Source organism: Oceanobacillus sp. FSL K6-2867 (genome assembly GCF_037963145.1).
GTDB lineage: Bacteria > Bacillota > Bacilli > Bacillales > Amphibacillaceae > Oceanobacillus.
The window spans coordinates 965,157-986,339 of sequence record NZ_CP150144.1 but is presented as its reverse complement, the minus strand read 5'-3'; the positions used below and the strand labels follow the sequence as shown (position 1 = coordinate 986,339).

Genomic DNA, 21,183 nt, shown 5'->3' with positions numbered 1-21,183 from the left:
AGGGTTGCTCAATCTTGGGCAGCCTTTTTTAGTGCAGCTGGAACATGAATAGGATGAAAAGAAAAAAAGCAGAAAGTAATTTAGGCAATTTCGTTAAGTAATGTATAAATTCCTTCTCAACCGAAAAAAATAGGGAAAAAGAAAGGAATGGGAAACATGAAATTAAATAAAATGACCAAGTTTGTCATAATTGCTTTCTTATTAAGTATGCTTTTCCCATCGGTCGGATCGGCTGCCAAAAAGTCAGAGGACGCTGTTGAAATTCCAAACCATGTGTTGAATATAGCGAAAGAAAATACGTTTCCAAATTCAACAGAGGACCAGGAAGTCATTGAGCCAAGCGAACTAACCCAGGAATTGCTTGACGCATTATCCATACCTGTTGAAAACCCTGACCTGATTAAAATGCTAAATGAAACATCATTAAAGCCTTCACCGGTGGCTATCGGTTACCGGGGAATGGTCTATCTTGGACGCTGGCCGTTAAATTATCAATCAGATGAATCAAATATCAATTGGGAATACCAGCCAATCAACACAAATGAATTGAGTAATTATGGTGAGGAAGCGCCACAAAATATGAATTATATTCAACAGGAAGAAAAGGAAATTAAAGGTGCCTTAACCAATAAAATTACAAATCCGGAAGATGTTAAAAAAATGATGCTGCTTAAATCAAAGGAAAAAACAAAACTTCCACTTTCTTATCAGACGATAATCGGCAAAAATACGAAGAAAGATAATTCCTATGCAATACCAGCTAAGAAAAATGGAACTTTGCAAGCATTTGCTCCTGCAGTGAATGAAAAAGGGCAGGTTACTTTTGGAGAAGTTTATCTTCAGTTAAAAGGCTCGAAGAAATCCCTAGTAGTTAAAAATGTTACGAAGCAAGGGATTGGTGCTTGGATTCCCGTTCAGGATCATGTATCCTTTTCATTCCAATTAAAATAGTTACAAGCCCTGTGAATTTATTTACAGGGTATTTTATTTTCATAAAAGGGTTGAAAAATCCGTTTTAATGCTTTATCATATTAAAGTATTAAAGTTAAATTCAATGACACAACATAGATAAGAACATAGGGGGAAGCTTGAGATGGAATGGATTGTAATTGTTTCCGTGCTTGTAATGACAATTTTATGTTTACTGCGCGTGAACGTAATTATAGCCATTATTGCTGCGTCGATTGTAGCAGGATTAATGGCCGGATTAAGTCTGGTAGATTCAATTGAAATGATGGTAAGTGGAATGGGGGCAGCATCGAATACTGCATTGAGTTATATTCTTCTAGGTGCGTTTGCTGTTGCAATTAGTTATACCGGCATTACAACGATTTTAGTGAATTTTTTAATTCGCAAATTGACAGGTAAGAAAACAATGCTGGTACTTGCAATAGCCGGAGTTGCATGTTTATCACAAAACGCAGTGCCAGTGCATATTGCTTTTATTCCAATTTTAATACCGCCTTTATTAAAATTATTTGATGAAATGCGTTTAGACCGTCGTGCTGTGGCATCAGCCCTAACCTTTGGTTTAAAAGCTCCATACATTATGATACCAGCAGGATTTGGGCTTCTCTTTCAAGGAATTATAGAAGAAGGCATGATACAAAATGGCACTTTTATTACTGAGAACGAAGTATCACTAGCGATGCTTATCCCAGGAAGCGGGATGATTGTTGGCTTATTTATCGCTATTTTTATTACTTATCGAAAAGATAGAGATGCAATACCTGGAGCTGGTGGAACAGAATCTACAATGACAACCGCAACGACAGAGAGCGTCCCATTTAATAAGCAGCATTTGTTTACAATAATAGCTATTTTGGGCGCATTAGCTGTACAGCTGGTTACCCAAAACCTTATCGCAGGTGCCTTAACTGGACTTGTGCTTATGTTTTTATTCTTCGTTATCCCCTTTAAAAAAGGTGACAAGGTGATGACAGAAGGAATTGGCATGATGGGAACAATCGCATTTGTTATGCTTGTCGCATCAGGATATGGAGAGGTTCTAAATGAAACAGGAGCGGTAGAAGCGCTTGTTGAATTGAGTTCTGGCTATTTAAACAACAATAAAGTACTTATTGCCTTTATTTTATTATTAGTTGGCTTATTAATCACAATGGGGATTGGTTCTTCATTTGGAACGATTCCAATTATTGCAGCTTTGTATGTACCAATTTGTATTGCTGCTGGATTTTCGCCAATGGCAACTGCGGCATTAATTGGAACAGCGGGAGCACTTGGGGACGCAGGTTCTCCTGCATCGGACAGCACACTTGGACCTACATCTGGTCTGAATGCAGACGGAAAGCATCACCATATATGGGATACTTGTGTGCCGACCTTCCTCCATTATAATATTCCGTTATTTATATTTGGATGGATAGCAGCACTTATTTTGTAAGGTGAAACTGCATTCAATTGGAGTTTACAAATTGAATGTTAGTTGAACAGAATCAGCAATTTAAGGGGTGTTTTTTACCAAGAGTATATAACACAGAGCACCCTTGATTTTTAGTTTTGGTACCATCGTGTTTAAAGATGATTACAGTTCGTTAATGCGTGGCAAAGTGAATAATTAAATAGCACATAGGAAAAGGTAAGAAAAAACTAGGTGGGTTGTTATGCGGAAATTTACGTTAAAATCAATCATCGTTTTTCTTGCCTTTTTCATTTGCTTTATGGAGCCGGGAACTACCAGTGCATTTGGCTGGGGATATAAAAAAAATACCGATCACAAAATTCCCGAAATTGGCCGTTATAAGGAGTTGCTTGATCAATACGGCGCCTATTATGTAGATGATTCAGGTGAAAAAAATATTTACCTTACTTTTGATAATGGATATGAGCAAGGGTATACAGCGGATATTTTGGAAGTTCTGAAGAAGGAAGAGGTACCGGCAACATTTTTCATAACTGGGCATTATGTGGAAAGTGAACCAGAACTTGTGAAACGGATGGTTGATGAGGGACATATTATTGGAAATCATTCTTACCATCATCCTGACTTTACGATTATGAATAAAGAGTCAATTAAAAAGGAATTAGAAACCCTAGAGGAATCTGTAGCAGAATTAACAGATCAAAAGGAAATTAAGTTTCTTCGTCCGCCCCGAGGTGTTTTTAATGAAAATACATTGCGATGGTCAAATGAACTGGGATTAATTCATGTGTTTTGGTCGCTTGCCTTTGCTGATTGGAAAGTGGCAGATCAAAAAGGCTGGGAGTATGCTTATGAGCAAATAATGAAGCAGATGCATCCAGGTGCAATTATACTGCTTCACGCAGTGTCATCAGACAATGCCCAAGCACTCGAACAAGTCATCCAAGAATTGAAAAAACAAGGCTATACGTTCAAAAGCCTTGATGAATTACTATTAAATGATATGCTTCCAAATGGAATGTTTGGACTTTAGCGGAATTACAGTTGAAAGAAACTCCGAACCAGTGTCAATTATGGATTAAGCGTATACCGCTCCGGAAATACACTTCGCGCACCTTAGGGGGCTGGTGAGCCTCCTTGTGCTATCGCACTGCGTAGTCTCACCGATGCCCTTCCTTCCGCAGGAGTCTACGTATATTTCCTGCGCTAGTATTGGTTCACTATAAATAACATGGTTTAAAAAATAGAAACAGTACTGTATTCTAACCAGTCCTGGTGAGCGGAGGGTGGTGACTCCTCGAAAATAAAACCAATTTTCTTCGTGCGATGTAAATGCTGACGAAGCATTCCTTGTCCTGTGGGAACAGCACGTGTCTGAAGACTCACAGAAAGTGGTTTTCTTCCGGAGAAGCTGAAGCCGTGCCCACGGAAAGCATTCGCCCGAAGCGATCCCGGACGGCGGGGCTTACTCAAACCTTGGCAGTTAGTTCGAAGTTTATATATAATATCAACTTAAAGATCAAATCGTACAGTCGATTTGGTCTTTCTTTATATTTTGCAAAAAAAACATTATAAAGGATTGGGTACAAGTTTTTTCCAAAGAACAAGCATTCATTAATCTAAAGCTAAGGAAGGCAGAAATCAATGCTGCATCAAAAAAACGGAAAAGCAAAGTAATTACAGAGATAGAGCGTTATTCGCAGTTTGCAGTATTTAAAATGAGAATCTGGACAAAGTTTTTATGGGTTTCACAAAAAGAGAAAAATTTTAAACGATAAACCTCAATTTTTACTTATATAAATATTCACAATTATTTGTTACAATGAAAATAATTATTATGGGAGGGGATACATGGTGAATTGGAAAGATCTAATCGCTCCAATGGATTATAATATTGTAATGGAAATGGAAAAGTACGCAATAGATACAGAACGATCAGCATTGATATGGGAAGAGGAAGCCGGTCATACAAAAGAAGTGACCTACGAACAATTAATGAAAAACGTCAATAAAATAGGTAACACCCTTCTTGAAAAAGGATTAAGGCAAGGGGATAAGATACTTATTACGATCCCTCGGCTAATCGAAGCTTATGAAGCGTATTTGGCAGCGATTAAATTAGGGATTGTTGTAATTCCAAGCTCTGAGATGCTTAAAACAAAAGACTTGCAATACCGTGTAGATCATGGAGAAGTACGAGGAATTATTAGTTATTATCCTTTTGTAGACCAATATAAAGATATCGATGAATACGAAGATTTAATTAAATTTGTTGTTGGTGAGCCTAAAGAGGACTTCTATTTTTTAGATGAACTTCGAGAACAGCAATCTGATGTACTAGAGATTGCACCGACAACGAAGGATGATATTGCCTTTATTTCCTATACCTCTGGAACAACAGGAAGTCCAAAAGGTGTTGTCCATACACATGGTTGGGGCTATGCGCATTTAAGGACTGCTCCAGAGCACTGGCTTTCTATTAATGAGGGAGATAAAGTATGGGCAACAGCAGGACCAGGGTGGCAGAAATGGATATGGACTCCTTTTTTATCCGTGCTTGGTACAGGAGCAACCGGCTATGTTTATCACGGAAAATTTGATGCTCAGAAGTATTTAAGCATATTAGAGATGCAAGAAATTAATGTCCTATGCTGTACCCCAACAGAATATCGGATGATGGCAAAAGTAGATGCAATTGGAGAATATGATCTTTCGACTTTGAGAAGTGCTGTTTCTGCAGGTGAACCATTAAATGTAGAGGTTATTGATGTATTTCGCAAGTATTTTAATATCATGGTTCGTGACGGTTATGGACAAACGGAAAACACATTACTGCTAGGAGTAATGAAAGGAATGGAAGTGAAACCAGGATCGATGGGCAAGCCAACCCCGGGTAATGATGTAGAAATTATTGACGAAGAAGGGAAGTTGGTTTCAATAAATGAAGTTGGCGACATTGCTGTAAAATTAGATAGTCCTGCCCTGTTCAGGGAGTATTATAAAGATATAGAACGGACAAAACATTCCCGACGCGGTGACTACTATATAACTGGAGATAGAGCTCGTAAAGATGAGGATGGCTATTTCTGGTTCGAAGGAAGAAGCGATGATATTATTATTAGCTCTGGCTATACGATTGGCCCATTTGAAGTAGAGGATGCTTTGGTCAAACATCCGTATGTACAAGAATGTGCAGTTGTTGCAAGTCCGGATGAGATTCGAGGAAGTATTGTTAAAGCATTTGTCGTATTAAAAGATAATATTGAGCAAGACGAAACAGCATTGGTCAAAGAACTGCAAGAACATGTTAAAACATTGACAGCACCATATAAATATCCAAGGGAAATTGAATTTCTGGACGAGCTTCCGAAAACAACATCAGGAAAAATAAGACGTATAGAATTACGTCAAAGAGAAGCGATAAAATAAGGCATATCAACGATCTCGGCTAATTACTAGTCGGGATTTTCCCTTTATTATAAAAAAATTAATCAAAACACTTGAAAGTCAAAAAAGGTCAGAGTATAATGTAGTTAAGGTCAAAGATAGTCAAAGTCAAACCTGCGAACGATATGGAATATTTCCAAGGAGGAATGGAAAATGAAATGTCAACAATGTGGAACTAACGAAGCAAATATAAATGCGCAAATGCAGATAAATAATCAAAGAGTAGAAATGCACTTATGTGCTGCATGTTTCCAAGAGCTTCAAGGGAAGATGATGAATTCAAATGACTTTTTCTCAAACTCTCCGTTTGGGGATTTCAATGAAGCATTCTCAAATAACTTCTTCCAAGGTAATGGAGCAAGCAAAACGGGAACACAAACAAAACAAAAAGCAAAAAAAGGGAATGGCTTAATTGACCAATTAGCAAAAAACCTAAATGATGCAGCACGTGCTGGCAGCATTGATTCTGTAATCGGCCGTGATAAAGAAATTAAACGAGTTATTGAAACATTAAATAGAAGAACGAAAAATAATCCTGTCCTTATTGGTGAGCCGGGTGTTGGTAAAACAGCAATCGCAGAAGGACTAGCAGTTAAAATTGTAGAAGGTAACGTACCTGCAAAGCTGCTCAATAAGGAAATTTACTTGCTTGACGTTGCTTCACTTGTAGCGAACACAGGAATTCGCGGACAATTTGAAGAACGCATGAAAAAACTGATTGAAGAATTGCAAGCACGTGACAATGTTATCCTGTTTATCGATGAGATTCATTTAATCGTTGGTGCTGGAACTGCAGAAAGTTCCCAAATGGATGCAGGAAATATCCTGAAACCGGCACTAGCTCGCGGCGATCTTCAATTAATTGGTGCAACTACATTGAAGGAATACCGTCAGATTGAAAAGGATGCAGCTCTTGAACGTCGTCTGCAACCAATCATTGTTAATGAGCCATCACAAGAAGATGCTATTCAAATCATAAACGGAATTAAAGATCGTTATGAAGCATTCCATGAAGTTCGCTATTCAGATGAGGTTGTACGCGCCTTTGTAACCCTCTCAAGCCGTTATATTCAAGATCGCTTCTTGCCAGATAAAGCAATCGACTTGATGGATGAGGTTGGATCACGTCTAAACCTTGCAAATGCTCAAAAAGATTCTGAGTCTCTGCAGAAACGCTTAGATGAGGTAGTCAAAGAGAAACAAGAAGCGGCAGATAAAGAAGATTATGAACGTGCTGCGAATCTAAGATATCAGGAAATTCAATTACAAAAACAAGTTGAAAAAGCGGTCGACGGTGAAAAGATATTAGACGTCGATATTTCAGATATTCAATTAATTGTGGAAGAAAAAACAGGCATCCCAGTAACTAAAATGCAAGCAGACGAGCAAACAAAAATGAAAAATATTGCTGAAAACCTGCGCAAGAAAGTAATTGGTCAGGATGAAGCAGTTGATAAAGTTGCTAAAGCAATCCGCCGCAGCCGTGCAGGACTAAAATCGAAAGATCGTCCAATTGGTTCCTTCTTATTTGTCGGACCGACTGGTGTAGGGAAAACCGAACTCACAAAAGTATTAGCAGAAGAATTATTCGGTACGCGTGATTCGATGATTCGTATTGATATGAGTGAGTACATGGAAAAACACGCCGTGTCTAAAATCATTGGTTCACCTCCAGGCTATGTTGGTCACGAAGAAGCAGGACAACTAACTGAGCGTGTACGTCGCAATCCATATTCTATCCTGCTTTTGGATGAAATTGAAAAAGCACATCCAGACGTACAGAATATGTTCCTGCAAATCATGGAGGACGGTCATTTAACCGATTCACATGGCAGAAAGGTCAGCTTCAAAGAAACTGTGATTATTATGACAAGTAACGCAGGAACTGGTGTAAAAACAGTCAATGTTGGCTTTAATAGCGATCGTCATGAATCGGTATCAACATTGGAAAACCTAAGTAACTATTTTAAACCAGAATTCCTGAACCGTTTCGATGCGATTGTTAACTTTAATGAGCTAGCAGAAAAAGATCTATTACAGATTGTTGATCTAATGCTAAAAGAGCTTGAAGAAACGATTGCAGAAATTAATATTCACATTACAATTACGGACGAAGCGAAACAGGAGCTAGTTAAGCAGGGCTATGATCCAAGATTCGGTGCAAGACCACTACGCCGCGTCATCCAGGATAAAATTGAGGATCAATTAACAGATCTCATTTTAGAAGAAGAAACAATCGAACAGGTTCAAGTTAATGCTGTTAATCAAGAGATTGTTGTTCAGAAAAAATAATAACTGAAATGAAATCCGCTGCGAGTTTGCAGCGGGTTTTTTTGTGTAAATTGAGGAAATTAGTTTGTAACAGATATAAAATTCGATGGATTCTCTGTTTGCTAAGGCTGTACAGACCTCCGGCCAAGATAGCTTCGAAAGATACGTACTATGAGAAAATGTTTAAACCATCCATACATATTTCGCTTCATTTATTTCAACTGCGAATTGCTCAGTCAATAGGTCTCAACCAAAATATCCCTCCAACAAAAAGCTAATAACATATGAACAATCGTAAAAGCTAAGTAAAGCTATAGACAAATCGTGAAAAAAGGGATGTTTTTATGAAAAGATGTTTATCAGTTATTATCATTATTCATATCTGTCTAATTACTTATCCTAATTATAGTTACAGCGAAAATGATCCAGATATGCAGGTGCACTTTATTGATGTTGGTCAAGGGGATAGTATTTTAATTGAAACTCCTTTAAATAAAACAATTCTAATTGACGGTGGGCCACCAGGTTCGGGGAAGAAAATAATTTCCTATTTAAAAACGCAAGGCATTGATAAATTAGATTTATTGGTTGCAACACATCCAGATATGGATCATATTGGCGGTCTTCCAGAGGTGATGAAGGCTGTTACTGTCAATGAAATTCTGGATACTGGAAAGCTTCATCCGACAAGAACCTTTGCTAAATATATATCGGAAATAAGAAAGCAGAATATCCCGGTTCAAATTGCTGAAAAGAATGACACGATAGAAATTGATCCGTTGATTAATATTGAAATCTGGAATGCATATGAAAAATTTAAAAATAATAACAAATCATCAATTGTATTAAGGGTTTCCTACAAAGAGACGGACTTCTTATTAATGAGTGATGTCGAAAAGCAGCAGGAAAAAAAAATAATGGAGGATTATGATGTTGAATCTGAAATAATAAAAGTTGGCCATCATGGGTCAAAAACAAGTTCATCATTGGAATTTTTACAAGAGGTAAATCCGGAGGTAGCGATTCTTACATACAGTAAGGATAATAATTATGGACATCCAGTGGATCGGGTGATCAACAATTTATACAGTGTAAATTCTCTCATCTACTCAACTGCAGCTCTCGGTGATTTGGTCATCTATACAGATGGTACAGACTATTTTGTCCTGCCTAAAAAGGATCCGATTGCAAATATAATTAATCCTGCTAGTTAATTATTCTGACATTTTAATTTACAATTTAAGACAAAAGTGATATCATATTAATATAATAATAAAATCATTTGGGGAAGGTGTGTTAATATGATTCAAGAGAAAAAGGCTTGGATGATAAATGGCTTTGTCGGTATTCTTCTCGTTGCATTGCTTTTGGCTGGTACTGTATTCAGTTTTATTCAAGAGCAATTTGTGTTAGGTGGTATTTGTTTAATCATAGCTGTTACATTGGGAAGTGGAATAACGCTTGTACAGCCTAATCAATCGGTAGTAGTTATTTTTCTCGGTAAGTACATGGGAACAATCCGTCAAGAAGGAATTGTAGTTACCATTCCATTTTCAGTGAGGAGAACTATTTCACTGCGTGTGCGAAACTTTAACAGCAATCGTTTAAAAGTAAATGATGTTAATGGAAATCCGATTGAGATAGCTGCAGTTATTGTATTCAAAGTGGTCGATGCAGCAAAAGCTGTTTTTGATGTTGATAAATATGAGCAATTTGTTGAAATTCAAAGTGAAACAGCGATTAGGGCGGTTGCAACAAAGTACCCATATGATACATTTGAAAATGTCGAGCTTACACTTCGAGGAAATGCAGAAGAAGTATCGAACGAATTAACAGAAGAGCTTCAGGATCGCTTGAAAGTAGCTGGAGTGGAAGTGATTGAAGCACGATTAACACATCTTGCCTATTCAACAGAAATTGCTCAGGCAATGCTGCAGCGCCAGCAAGCAAGTGCAATTATCTCTGCACGTAAGCAAATCGTTGATGGTGCAGTTGGAATGGTGCAGGATGCGATTGAACGAATTGAAAAAGAGGGAATTGTTGACTTAGACGACGAACGCAGAGTCGCAATGATTAATAACTTACTCGTTGCGATTGTATCAGATCACGGAACACAGCCAGTGATCAATACTGGTTCATTGTATCAGTAAAAGAGGGGGTTTTTATGGCTAAAAAAAAGAACTTTCCATTGCGAATAGACCCCAAATTATATGATATCCTCCAGTCATGGGCGAAAGATGAATTTCGGAGCGTCAATAGTCATGTAGAATTCTTGCTCCGGGAATCCGTTAAAAAAGCAGGACGACTCCCAAAGAGTGAAGATAAGAAGATTGGTGAGGATTGAGATTAGTTAAATACAGAAAAACTTCATATCAATATAAAAAAATAGTTTAGCTAATTGCTAAGCTATTTTTTATTTTTTCTAAAAACTATTGACAAAATGTTTTATTAGTTATAGGGTTAGTTACATAAGTAATTAACCAAATAAGGAAGGAACCAAAAATGAAAAATTCATTAGACGATAGCAAGCCAATATTCCTTCAAATTAAAGAGCAACTAGAGGATTCCATCATAAATGAAACGATTCAAGCAGAAGAACGTGTTCCATCTACAAATGAATTTGCAGCTTATTACAAGATTAATCCAGCTACTGCAGCAAAAGGAATTAATGAGCTTGTTGCAGAAGGCATCTTGTTTAAACGGAGGGGTGTTGGAATGTTTGTTACCAAAGATGCACAGCAAATCTTAATCGAAAAGCGCAAAAAGTTATTTTACGAAAATTACATGCTGCCATTAAAAAGTGAAGCAGAGAAGCTGCGGATTAGTGCCAAGGAGCTTATTGAAATGGTGGAAAGGGAGGAAGCTTCAAATGAAGATTGAAGTGAAAAAATTAACGAAACAGTATAAAGATAAAACTGCTTTAATCAATGTTTCTTTCACATTAGATGAACCAAAGATTTACGGATTATTAGGCAGAAATGGTGCTGGTAAAACAACATTTATGGACATTCTATCTGGACAAATTTTACCAAGTGGCGGTGAGATTTTAATTGATGGAGAGAACCCGTTCGATAACCAAGAATTAACGGAATCGATTTGTTTAATTAAAGAAGGAAATAATTTTAAAAAGGATTTGAAAATCAAAAATGTCCTTAAAATATATTCCTATTTCTATCCAAATTGGGATCAAGTGCTTGCTGAAGACTTAATTAAGGAATATAACCTAGATCTAAATGCAAAAGTCAAGACGCTCTCCAAAGGAATGGAATCAGCTCTGGGGATTACGGTTGGGCTGGCAAGCAAAGCGCCAATTACAATTTTTGACGAACCATATATTGGCCTTGATGCCCCGTCAAGAAAAAGATTTTATGAAATCATGCTGGAGGAATATCAGACAGAAAAACGAACAATTATATTCTCAACCCATTTAATTGATGAAGTTAGTTTGCTGTTTGAAGAAGTCCTAATATTAAGAGAAGGAGCATTGGTTTTACAGGAAGAGGCGGAGATGCTTCGCGATAATGCCATTTCGGTTTCAGGAAGTGTCGAGAAAGTGGAAGCATTTCTGGCAGATAAAGAAGTGATCGAACGAAAACGACTTGCGGGTATAATGACAGCTTATGTATATGGAACCGCTGATGATGCAAAAGGGTATGGTTTAGAAGTAGAGGGAATACCAATTCAAGAATTAATGATTTATTTAACGGAAAGAAAGAAGGGTGCTTAAAATGACTAGGCAAATAAAAGGATTGCTTTATTTCTTTGCAACGGATATTCGCTACTCCTTAATGATTTTTTGGACAATTTTGCTTGGAATTCTCATTGTGTCATTGGTAATTTCATATTTCATGCTTGGGGTCGAGAATGGACAGCTTTATTTCATGTTTCAATTTATCTATGTATATTGCGGGATTTTAGGGTTTATTACGGTAAAAGAAAGCATTCCTTTTTCGCTTAAAATGGGTGCCACGAGAAAGAATTTATTTATTAGTCTTGGCCTGTTTTTTCTATCAATAGCTCTAATGAAAGCAGTAATTGCCAATACGTTACACACGGTTATTTTATATGCAACAGATATAACAAATTTACATTCCTTTGGGTTTATGCACTTGGCACAGCTCATGGAAGACACTTGGATAAATAGAGTAGTCATTGATACATCATTAATGTTTTTCTTCCTTACTGTAATGTTTTTAACCGGGTTGTTATTTTATAGGTATGGGCTGTTAGGCGGGGGAATTGTTGTTGGTGCTGGGGTGATACTCCTATTAGTTGGAGTTGCTCAAGGCTGGCTGATTGACCTTTTTGCCAATTTGTTTTCAGATTTAAAGCTTACCATATTCCTGCAAATCTTCGGATTAGGTATTGTATTTTATCTCCTTTCTTTCCTTTTGCTAAAAAGAATAACAACTGTAAGTACAAAATAAATAAAGAAAGGACTGGCGCGCCAGTCCTTTTTGCCTTTGAAATGTAATGCTGCACCTGATCCAATGTACCAGCCCGTTGAACATATTCTCTCAAGAATAAAGCTCCATATTCCAGGGAAACAGCACCATCCGGCCCAAAAATAGCACTATCGACCAGGGAAACAGCACCATCCCGAAAAAAACAGCACCACCCACTCCAGCAACTAACCAGCCAATCCCCTCATTTTCAAAATAAATACCGAAGCAATTACAAAAAATGAGGGATAGCGCAATTGTAACAGCAGAAATTGCCAATTAATAAATTCCATAAGTGCTTGTATTTATTTTACCACTTTAATAGTTCACTAAGCCCCAAGCAAATAAGGAATTATAAATGCCAATCCAATAATGCCTAAGAAAATAATCCAGGCAAGCGGTCGTGCAAAATTAATTGTCCATCCGACACCGAATCGTTTTTCAAGAAAAAGCGATGGATCCTCACGATTAAAATAGAATATTCCTAGCTTCCAATGCACATCATCATCTCGGTTCATTATCGTTCCATCAGCTGAAGCATTCGAATTACTTTTAATACGACTGCCGCCTTGCCCGGTTGTAATCGAAAGAATGATAGCCCCCACTATTAAAGCGATACTAAAAGCAAGTGGGATAATGACTAATAGTTGCTGATCTATTGGAAAGATGTAAGACAGCTGTATAAGTGACAGCAAAATTGTTAATCCAATTCCAGTGATAATAATATAAGCAGACCATCTTCGTCTGAAAATCAAGTTCTTCCGCATAGACTCCTCAGGTGTGTCCGCATTAATTTGCTGTTTCGATTTAGCGATCATGGTGTTGATAAATACAAAGAGCAATGTTAAATATAATTGCATGATGGGTAAGACAAGTACGGAACGATATGATTTTTCTGCCCAGTTTGTAACCTCACCTGCAAGGTTATATTGTAGTGGGATTCTTGCTGGAATTTGTTGATACGATTGCAATGTTAGAACAATTAATCCGATTGTAATAATAAAAGAGATAAGAAACCATAGATTGGAATGATTCAGCTTTTGGGAGCGGAATTGGATGCTGACAAAAACCTGCTGTGACTTTTCTGAACCCCAATTTTTCTGTTTCTTCAACGATTTCATTTCACGATGAAACTTCAAATAAATGAAAAAAGAACTAATAAGATATCCAAGAATAAGCACACTGAATAATAAGCTAAATATGTTTTCATCCAAAGTAATGAAAATGCCTGTTGATAGAAATATTGCTATGACGATTAAACCGGCAATACCGGTAATACGCATGTAACGTTTGCGCATCTGCTTTAGTTCAGTGCTTTGATAAATTTCCTCGGGAATTGTTACACCAAAACTTTCCGTTTTGCGCGTCCAGAAGGGGATAAACATAGTCGAAACAAATACTGGAATTAAAATAAGCAGAAATACAATAATTAGAAAACCATTCAATACTCTTCACCTTCCTCTTCATTGAATAATTGAAACAGCTCTTTACTGAAATGGCTAAAATCTGCTTCGTTCATTCCTCTGCAAATGGAATCAGCGACAAGTGGCCGAAGCTTAGCTTTAAGCTCTTGTTTATATACTTCATCAGCCTGTGGAACCCCATCAGGATGGACTACAACGCCTTTTTGCCGATGAATCAAAATAAATCCATCCTGTTTTAATTGCTGGTATGCCTTGTTAACTGTATGCAGGTTGATGCCAATGTCTGCTGCCAATGAGCGGACAGAAGGCAACGCATCTCCAGGGAGAAGCTGTTTTTTAGCTATTCCTTCAATAATTTGCTGCTGCAGCTGAATATAGATTGGTTCACTGGATTCTAAATCTAAGTTTATAAACACATTCATTTAGCACTCCTTTCTCTGGAAGTTATATCTGTTATATTAGTAGTATAACAGATATAACTTAAAAAGTACAATAAAAAAAGAGACTGAATTAAATTCAGGTCTCTTCTACAGTTTTTCATATTGCTCGATTATGTTACGAAATAACTGTTGTATCGATAATTGTTTTTTTACTGGTAACTTTTTCAGCTTGTAAATTTGCTCTTTAAAGTTAGGATTAACCATAATATACTCCATAAGCTCAACAATTTCATCATCAAAGGATTTATCTTTTGAGCTATAGATTCGTTTGAAATCTTTCAGTAAGTCATTGCGGAATGAATGATTTCCAGTTAGATGATCCAGTGACACATCAAACACCTTACTAAGCTTTATTAATGAAGTTATATCAGGAGTTGCGGTCAGATTTTCCCATTTTGTTACGACAGAGCGAGAAATCGTTAATTTATCTGCAAGCTCTTGTTGTGTCCAGTTATGCTGATCGCGGAGAAATTTAATATTATACGCAATTTGGTCAAGACTCATTTTTATCACACTCTGCATTGTAGGTTAAGGTTTCGAGAAAATTTCTAAAGTTATAGTTAATCCTATCACGGTTAAATACAATAAGAGACGAATCCCTTGTTCGCTTATGAAACATATAGTAAAATGTTCTAAATAGGAACTAAGGAGGATGAAGATGAAATTAGGATGCATGATTTTATATCATCCAACAATAACTAGTCAATCGAAAATAAGGCTGATTGAAAAGCTGTTTCCCCAAGAGTCTGTTGAAATACAAGTGAAGGAAAACAACACAGTCATTTTATATGTTTCGAATATCAAAAAAGAGCAAGTCTGGCAGGCTGTATCCGAATTAGTTACAGCAGAAATTGTGTGCGGGTATGGCTTCGGATGGAGGAGGAAAGATGCGAAAAGAGAAGCAGATAACCTCCTGCAAAAGTGGATTGAAATGGATGCAAATGCAATAAGATATTAACTCGTTTTCATGGGATCTGAAAAACCTAATCTGACGAGCTTTCTTAAAAAGAAAAAACCAAAGCAATCAGCTTCGGTTTCCTCTTTGTGACAACTGTTTGTAGATACGGTCTGCATGCTTGAATTCTTTTTGGTAAAGAACTTCCTGTGTTTTATTGAGAAACTTCTCACTTTGACCTGGTCTTAACCTTGGCATAAGCATCCCTCACTTTAATTTTAGGATGCCCAATATAAATCAAAATATGCTTTCTTAGGAAACTTCTTCATCCGTAGATTCAGCATCCATGGTTCTAAACTGCTGATAAGAAACATAATGGTCTTTTGTAATAACGAATAAATCATATATATCCTCTTCAGGATTAATTTGGCTGTAAACATCGGAATAAATTTCATTGGCTAAAGCAACGTATGGAAGTTTTAAAACTGCCTTCATTGATCGGATATTTGTTTTTCTTACTTTCATAAAAATACCTTCAATATTATATGTGAAAAATAGCAAATCAAAGAATTGCTCCTTTGCTTGTTTATTATATCCTTTGCCAAAGTAGGGGTGGCCGATCCAAGTTGCTAAAAAGCCGTGATTATCTTGAATATCAAATAAATTGATTGTTCCGATAGGCTGTAAATACTCATCAACAATGGTACGTGAAATCAGCTCTCCATTTTCCTCAGCTTCGATTGTCATCTTCGTAAGGAAATAAAATTCATCGGTTGTTTCAGCTCTATGTCTAACATAGGGAAATACATCTGGATGCGACATCAATTCAAATAGTACTGGCACTTCATGCAAATCACGTATTTTCAACATAAAAAATACCCTCCTCATTCCAGGTGGGTATACTCGCTGACCTTCCAAAAGGAAATCCAGTAAGTGACCCACCCTCGAATTTTTATTTTCGCGTTCAACAAAAATTCGGGGTGGGAATCGAACCCACTAGAACCAGTCAAAGCTGGTGGCGCACCATTTGCCTTCCCTATTTAATTCAGTGTTGTGTTACGATTTTATTCATCTCTTTCATATTTTAATAAAGGCTGCAGAACATAGTGGCATAAGCCAATCCAGGTCCCTTTGCCTTTTTTTAACTCAATTTGATAAGGTTATTTTACATCCTTTTTCTTAAAAAGCAAATACTTTTTTTGTTAAAAGTTTGTTCAGAAAAATTAACGATTATTCCATGAGGTTTTCCAATGCTTTTGCTAGCTCTGGATGCTTAAATTTGAACCCATGATTGAGAGCCTTTTGCGGCAAAACATACTGTCCTTTCGTGATTAATTGCCCCATTTCTCCGATTGCAGCATATATAAGTGGGGAAGGGGCTGTGATCAGATTTGGTCGCATTAAAACCTTTGCCAAAGTCTGCATGAAATCTTTGTTTCGTAATGGGGAAGGCGCTGTAGTATTGACTGCTCCTTCTATTTGCTTATTAAAAAGGCAATAATCGATTAATCGAACTACATCTTCAATATGAATCCATGATATCCATTGTTCGCCATTCCCAATTGTACCTCCAGCAAATAATTTTACTGGAAGACTCATTAATGGCAGCGATCCCTCTTCACCAAGAATCACGCCAAATCTGGTGAAGACTGTACGGATGCCAAGAGATTCCGCTTGTTTAGCAGCTTGCTCCCATTCCATAACTACTTCAGCTAAAAAATCTTTACCAGAAGCAGTAGTAGCTTCAGTGAAAATTATATCTTCAGACATGCCATAATAACCAACTGCAGAGCCGCTTATGAATACATTCGGTTTTACTTTCATCTGTTTCATAAATTGTATTAATGTATTTGTCGTTTCTAATCTGCTGCTTTTGATTTTATCCTTTTTCTTTTGGGACCAGTAACCAAACAGTGTCTCTCCTGCTAGATTGATGACACCTTCAATAAGCGGCAGTTTTTCTGCCGGATAATTATAATGTATGAAAGTAGCGGCTTGATTGTTCCTGTGCTGGAGAGGAGATCTTGTAAGTATGTACGTATGATGTCCTTTTCTTTGTAATGCTAGACAAAGATGCTTCCCGACAAAGCCTGTGCCACCAGTAATTAAAAAATTCATATGCATCCTCCTCACGACGAAATTGAATGTTATGTATAGTATATACGCTCCAGATAAAAATCTTAGTGTTTTTATTAAATAAATTAAGGTTTTTCCTTCCCCCATATTATTCTGATATGATAGAAGAAAGAGGTGGAATACGTGCGAAAAATAACGAAGATAACAACACAAAAGAAACATAAAAATCGGTTCAATATCTTTTTAGATACGAAGCAAGGTGAAGAATATGGATTTAGTGTAGAGGAAGCGATATTAATTGAATACCGGCTACGTAAGGGTATGGAACTGGATGATGATATGATCGCTGTGCTTATTGAAAACGATACGGTTCATAAATCATATACCCAAGTTATTCATTTTTTAAGCTATCGTATGCGTACAAAAAAAGAAATTAAGGATTACCTAGTGAAAAAAGAAGTGGATTCAGAGCATATCGAGCAAATTATGAAACGGTTAATGAAAGAAAAACTAATTGATGATCAGCAATTTGCCCACTATTTTGTTCAATCACGAATCAATACGACAACAAAAGGTCCTACTCTAATCAAAAAAGAATTGATTGATAAAGGAGTTTTGGCGCAACAGGCCGATCTTGCGTTGGAAAATTATTCGCTGGACATCCAGCATGAGAAAATAAAAAAGCATATCCAGAAAAAGCTAAATACCGGAAAGAAAGAAGCATTTCGCAAAAAAATACAGCAATTGCAGGCTAATCTAGTTCAAAAGGGTTTTACACAGGATGCGATTACAATGGCACTAGCAAGTATGGAAGAAGAGACAGATCATTCTAAGGAATGGGATGCACTTCTGTTTCAGGGTGAAAAGCTTATGCGCAAATATGAGGCGAAGTATGAGGGATTTGCACTGAGACAGAAAATGACAGAAGGATTGTATCGGAAAGGTTTTTCTTTCGAGTTAATTAACCAATTCCTGGAAGAATGCTTGCAGAACTATAAGTAATCTTGATAAAAAACAATCCCAGTTGTTTTGCCAGCTTTATGTGTTTCCATTTATCCGCACAATTGGTAAGATAGAATGGGTAGGGGGAGAGAGAGATGAATTATCGATACAGTGATTATTCGATCGAACAATTACATAATGAAATTGGCATTTTAAAAGAAAAAGCACAGAAAGCTGAGCAATTAGGTAATATTTCAGAGGTGCAGATTAATGAGCGGAAAATGCAAGTTGCACTCGCATATACAATGAATCCGGAAGATTTTCAAGCGAATGAAATCTATCAATTAAAAATGGAACCTGGATTTACATTTAAAATAAGTTATATAAATGGTGTATTTGCATGGGGACACCGAATCAATTTACTTGAAGAAATGTACGAGCAGATAGAAGCCCTGCCTATTTCCTTGTTAGGCAAAAAGGTAACGAAGCCCAAAAGCGGAAGCGCTCGGTAAGCGACGTACGGACTGCGCCCCGCATTGTGGGGGGAGCGACTTTTCGAACATTCTTACGTAGGAGATTAAGGAAGTCTCGCTAGTCGCTGGGCGCTTCGTAGACGTGACTGTTTAGTATACTAAGTTATCCAGTATTTTTTATAGTTTATTTAGTAAATAGAAAAACAGCAGGCATGTAACCTGCTGTTTTTACTGCGGTTCTATTTGCTTTACGTAGTCGGATCACCGACATACAGCTTACTTTGCAGTTTATGCTCTGAGAAAATCCAGCCTGTATAGGAGCTGATGATTTCCAAATTTTCATCAATTTTGACGACTGCTACAAATGGATAATACGTTTTGGAGCGGTAGCGCAAATCGATAAAGCGAACTTCTGTAAAAGAATCGAATTGGTTAATTTCCCAACGATAAACCGGGGAAAAGTTTAGAAAAGCTTCAATATTTTTATCTGTTTTTGCTACGTCAATAATTAGTGTGTCAGGCAAAGGTACCTTCCAGAACTCATCTACAATTTCGATATGTCTGTTTTCAACCGTACCTACATAAAATTTATCTTTGGTCGTAATTGCCACACGCCAATAATTTTGCTTCATCGTTGGAGATGTGGCAACTTCAACTGTATCTGGATAATATTCATAGATTTTCTTTACAATTTCTCTTTTGTCCATATAACGTTTAATGTAATATAATATAATCACTGAATAAATGGTAATCCATGTGTACCCGGGGTTAGCTCCAAGCGCCCAAGCACAAATGCCAGCAACATTTAAAAAGAAGATATATGGATCAAAGGTATTTATAAACCCTTTCGCAATCCATTTATTTGAAAAAGGTCTGAAAGCCTGTGTTCCATATGCATTAAACAAATCAACAAATACATGAATTATCACGGCCAAAAATGTCCATAACCATAGATGCAAATAGTTAACCTGTGGTACAAACATATAGATAACACTGGAAACTAATAATCCCCAGAGGATAATTGCAGGTAAAGAATGTGATGCACCGCGATGATGCCGTATATAGGTTGCATTATTCTTGAGTTTAAAAACAGTATCAAAATCAGGGGCGTGTGAACCAACTACAGTCCCGACTAATACTGCATGAAATAATGTAGGATCACTTTGCACAACAGGGTCTAACGTAGCCAAGCCGCCCAGTGCAATCCCCATCACGATATGTGTGCCAGTATCCATATAAAAAGGTCCTCCTTGGATAGCCTTGAAGACATAAATGAAATCTTACTATAAGTATTGTAACATAAAGGAAGTGTCCTGATGACTAATAACATATTACAACATTTTAACATTGAACAATTCCAAGCCGATTTGCTGCATTGGTACGGCGAAAGTAAACGTGATCTTCCATGGCGCCGAGAACGTGATCCATATAAAATTTGGGTCTCAGAGATTATGCTGCAGCAAACAAAGGTTGATACCGTTATTCCATATTTTAATCGGTTTATGGATAAATATCCAACTGTTTATGAACTTGCCAGCGCAGACCAGCAGGAAGTGTTAAAAGCATGGGAAGGCTTAGGATACTATTCCCGTGCTAGAAACCTTCAAAACGCAGTTCGTGAGGTTGTTTCCGATTATGGTGGGAAGGTTCCCTCGACCCCAATAGAACTTGGTGCATTAAAGGGTGTTGGCCCATATACGACAGGTGCCATTTTGTCCATTGCCTATAATCAGCCTGAACCGGCTGTTGATGGAAATGTCATGCGTGTATTTTCACGTCTTTTGAAAATTGAAGCAGATATCGCCATACCGCGTACCAAGAAATTATTTGAAGATTACGTTCGGCAAGTGATATCAAAAGAAGATCCTTCATCCTTTAATCAGGCAATTATGGACTTAGGTGCCACAATCTGTACGCCGAAATCACCAACTTGCTTGCTTTGTCCTGTACAGGAGCATTGTTATGCTTTTGCAGAAGGCATTCAAGAGGAATTACCAGTAAAAACGAAAGCAAAAAAACAAAAACGGATTGCTTATGTTGCGTTATTAATTAAAAATGATAATGATGATTATGTCATTGAAAAAAGAGGAGAAAATGGATTATTAGCAAATCTTTGGCAGTTCCCAATGGTACCAATTGAAGAAATCGGAATGGAGCATCTCGAAAATTGGGTTTATAGTGAATATGGTATACGCATAGAACTTGGCGAGCAAAAAGGTAAGTTAAAGCATGTATTCTCACATATTATTTGGCAGTTGGAAATTTTTGAAGCAAATACACTTCAAACAGGGCTAGACGATGAGCGAGTGATATTTGTTAATAAAGATACGATTAAAGAATATCCGTTTCCTGTTTCACATCAAAAAATGATGAAATATTTGTAAACTCAA

General features: G+C 37.1%; 23 protein-coding genes. 15 read left to right on the top strand and 8 right to left on the bottom strand.

What is annotated here, in order from left to right; translation table 11 throughout:
- Positions 1–156 precede the first annotated feature (156 nt).
- From NSQ77_RS04765 to NSQ77_RS04715, 11 genes are all read left to right on the top strand, one after another.
- On the top strand, positions 157–951 hold the full coding sequence (locus NSQ77_RS04765; protein WP_240033870.1) for a YfkD famly protein: 795 nt from the start codon (positions 157–159) through the stop codon (positions 949–951).
- A gap of 142 nt (positions 952–1,093) precedes the next feature.
- Positions 1,094–2,404: a Na+/H+ antiporter NhaC family protein gene (locus tag NSQ77_RS04760; protein WP_339229152.1), complete on the top strand. Its 1,311-nt coding sequence runs from the start codon at positions 1,094–1,096 to the stop codon at positions 2,402–2,404.
- 220 nt (positions 2,405–2,624) lie between these two features.
- A complete protein-coding gene (gene pdaA, locus NSQ77_RS04755) occupies positions 2,625–3,416 on the top strand; it encodes a delta-lactam-biosynthetic de-N-acetylase (protein ID WP_339229150.1) in 792 nt (263 codons plus the stop codon).
- Positions 3,417–4,237: 821 nt separating this feature from the next.
- Entirely contained in the window at positions 4,238–5,812 is a 1,575-nt protein-coding gene (locus NSQ77_RS04750; protein WP_339230938.1) for an acyl--CoA ligase, read from the top strand.
- A 171-nt stretch (positions 5,813–5,983) separates the two neighbouring features.
- Positions 5,984–8,122, top strand: coding sequence for an AAA family ATPase (locus NSQ77_RS04745; protein WP_339229148.1), 2,139 nt, complete (start codon positions 5,984–5,986; stop codon positions 8,120–8,122).
- 323 nt (positions 8,123–8,445) lie between these two features.
- Positions 8,446–9,315, top strand: coding sequence for an MBL fold metallo-hydrolase (locus tag NSQ77_RS04740; protein WP_339229146.1), 870 nt, complete (start codon positions 8,446–8,448; stop codon positions 9,313–9,315).
- Positions 9,316–9,405: 90 nt separating this feature from the next.
- Positions 9,406–10,251, top strand: a complete 846-nt coding sequence (locus tag NSQ77_RS04735; RefSeq protein WP_339230937.1) for an SPFH domain-containing protein — start codon at positions 9,406–9,408, stop codon at positions 10,249–10,251.
- Positions 10,252–10,265: 14 nt separating this feature from the next.
- Entirely contained in the window at positions 10,266–10,445 is a 180-nt protein-coding gene (locus NSQ77_RS04730) for an Arc family DNA-binding protein (RefSeq protein WP_095313660.1), read from the top strand.
- A 158-nt stretch (positions 10,446–10,603) separates the two neighbouring features.
- Positions 10,604–10,981, top strand: coding sequence for a GntR family transcriptional regulator (locus NSQ77_RS04725; RefSeq protein ID WP_339229144.1), 378 nt, complete (start codon positions 10,604–10,606; stop codon positions 10,979–10,981).
- Positions 10,971–11,828 carry an ABC transporter ATP-binding protein gene (locus tag NSQ77_RS04720; protein ID WP_339229142.1) on the top strand — a complete coding sequence of 286 codons (858 nt, stop codon included), beginning with the start codon at positions 10,971–10,973 and terminating at the stop codon, positions 11,826–11,828. The genes NSQ77_RS04725 and NSQ77_RS04720 overlap by 11 nt, the downstream gene beginning before the upstream one ends.
- A 1-nt stretch (position 11,829) precedes the next feature.
- Complete coding sequence (locus tag NSQ77_RS04715) at positions 11,830–12,528, top strand: hypothetical protein (RefSeq protein ID WP_339229140.1); 699 nt, start codon at positions 11,830–11,832, stop codon at positions 12,526–12,528.
- 90 nt (positions 12,529–12,618) lie between these two features.
- Here the strand turns inward: NSQ77_RS04715 and NSQ77_RS04710 are convergent, their stop codons facing one another.
- From NSQ77_RS04710 to NSQ77_RS04695, 4 genes are all read right to left on the bottom strand, one after another.
- On the bottom strand, positions 12,619–12,822 hold the full coding sequence (locus NSQ77_RS04710; RefSeq protein ID WP_339229138.1) for a hypothetical protein: 204 nt from the start codon (positions 12,820–12,822) through the stop codon (positions 12,619–12,621).
- 50 nt (positions 12,823–12,872) lie between these two features.
- Complete coding sequence (locus NSQ77_RS04705; protein WP_339229136.1) at positions 12,873–13,988, bottom strand: DUF5808 domain-containing protein; 1,116 nt, start codon at positions 13,986–13,988, stop codon at positions 12,873–12,875.
- On the bottom strand, positions 13,985–14,383 hold the full coding sequence (locus tag NSQ77_RS04700) for a GntR family transcriptional regulator (RefSeq protein WP_339230936.1): 399 nt from the start codon (positions 14,381–14,383) through the stop codon (positions 13,985–13,987). Before NSQ77_RS04700 ends, NSQ77_RS04705 begins: the two co-directional genes overlap by 4 nt.
- A gap of 111 nt (positions 14,384–14,494) precedes the next feature.
- Positions 14,495–14,911, bottom strand: coding sequence for a helix-turn-helix transcriptional regulator (locus NSQ77_RS04695; RefSeq protein WP_339229134.1), 417 nt, complete (start codon positions 14,909–14,911; stop codon positions 14,495–14,497).
- A 154-nt stretch (positions 14,912–15,065) separates the two neighbouring features.
- Here NSQ77_RS04695 and NSQ77_RS04690 point away from each other — a divergent pair, with 154 nt between their 5' ends.
- A complete protein-coding gene (locus NSQ77_RS04690; RefSeq protein WP_339229132.1) occupies positions 15,066–15,365 on the top strand; it encodes a hypothetical protein in 300 nt (99 codons plus the stop codon).
- Between the two features lie 66 nt (positions 15,366–15,431).
- On the opposite strand, the gene NSQ77_RS04685 is transcribed toward NSQ77_RS04690, so the two are convergent.
- The 3 genes from NSQ77_RS04685 to NSQ77_RS04675 form a co-directional block, all read right to left on the bottom strand.
- Positions 15,432–15,560: a YfhE family protein gene (locus tag NSQ77_RS04685; RefSeq protein ID WP_095313642.1), complete on the bottom strand. Its 129-nt coding sequence runs from the start codon at positions 15,558–15,560 to the stop codon at positions 15,432–15,434.
- 54 nt (positions 15,561–15,614) lie between these two features.
- A complete protein-coding gene (locus NSQ77_RS04680) occupies positions 15,615–16,172 on the bottom strand; it encodes a GNAT family N-acetyltransferase (protein ID WP_339229129.1) in 558 nt (185 codons plus the stop codon).
- Positions 16,173–16,532: 360 nt separating this feature from the next.
- Positions 16,533–17,420 (bottom strand): TIGR01777 family oxidoreductase, encoded by an 888-nt coding sequence (locus NSQ77_RS04675; RefSeq protein ID WP_339229127.1) that lies wholly within the window; start codon positions 17,418–17,420, stop codon positions 16,533–16,535.
- Positions 17,421–17,561: 141 nt separating this feature from the next.
- Here NSQ77_RS04675 and recX point away from each other — a divergent pair, with 141 nt between their 5' ends.
- Together recX and NSQ77_RS04665 are read left to right on the top strand one after the other, a co-directional pair.
- On the top strand, positions 17,562–18,380 hold the full coding sequence (recX, locus tag NSQ77_RS04670; protein WP_339229125.1) for a recombination regulator RecX: 819 nt from the start codon (positions 17,562–17,564) through the stop codon (positions 18,378–18,380).
- Positions 18,381–18,475: 95 nt separating this feature from the next.
- Positions 18,476–18,832, top strand: a complete 357-nt coding sequence (locus tag NSQ77_RS04665) for a YfhH family protein (protein ID WP_339229123.1) — start codon at positions 18,476–18,478, stop codon at positions 18,830–18,832.
- A 209-nt stretch (positions 18,833–19,041) separates the two neighbouring features.
- Here NSQ77_RS04665 and NSQ77_RS04660 read toward each other — a convergent pair whose 3' ends face one another.
- Entirely contained in the window at positions 19,042–20,028 is a 987-nt protein-coding gene (locus tag NSQ77_RS04660) for a metal-dependent hydrolase (protein WP_339229121.1), read from the bottom strand.
- A gap of 81 nt (positions 20,029–20,109) precedes the next feature.
- Between NSQ77_RS04660 and mutY the strand changes: the two genes are divergently transcribed.
- Positions 20,110–21,177 (top strand): A/G-specific adenine glycosylase, encoded by a 1,068-nt coding sequence (mutY, locus tag NSQ77_RS04655; RefSeq protein ID WP_339229119.1) that lies wholly within the window; start codon positions 20,110–20,112, stop codon positions 21,175–21,177.
- Positions 21,178–21,183: the final 6 nt, after the last annotated feature.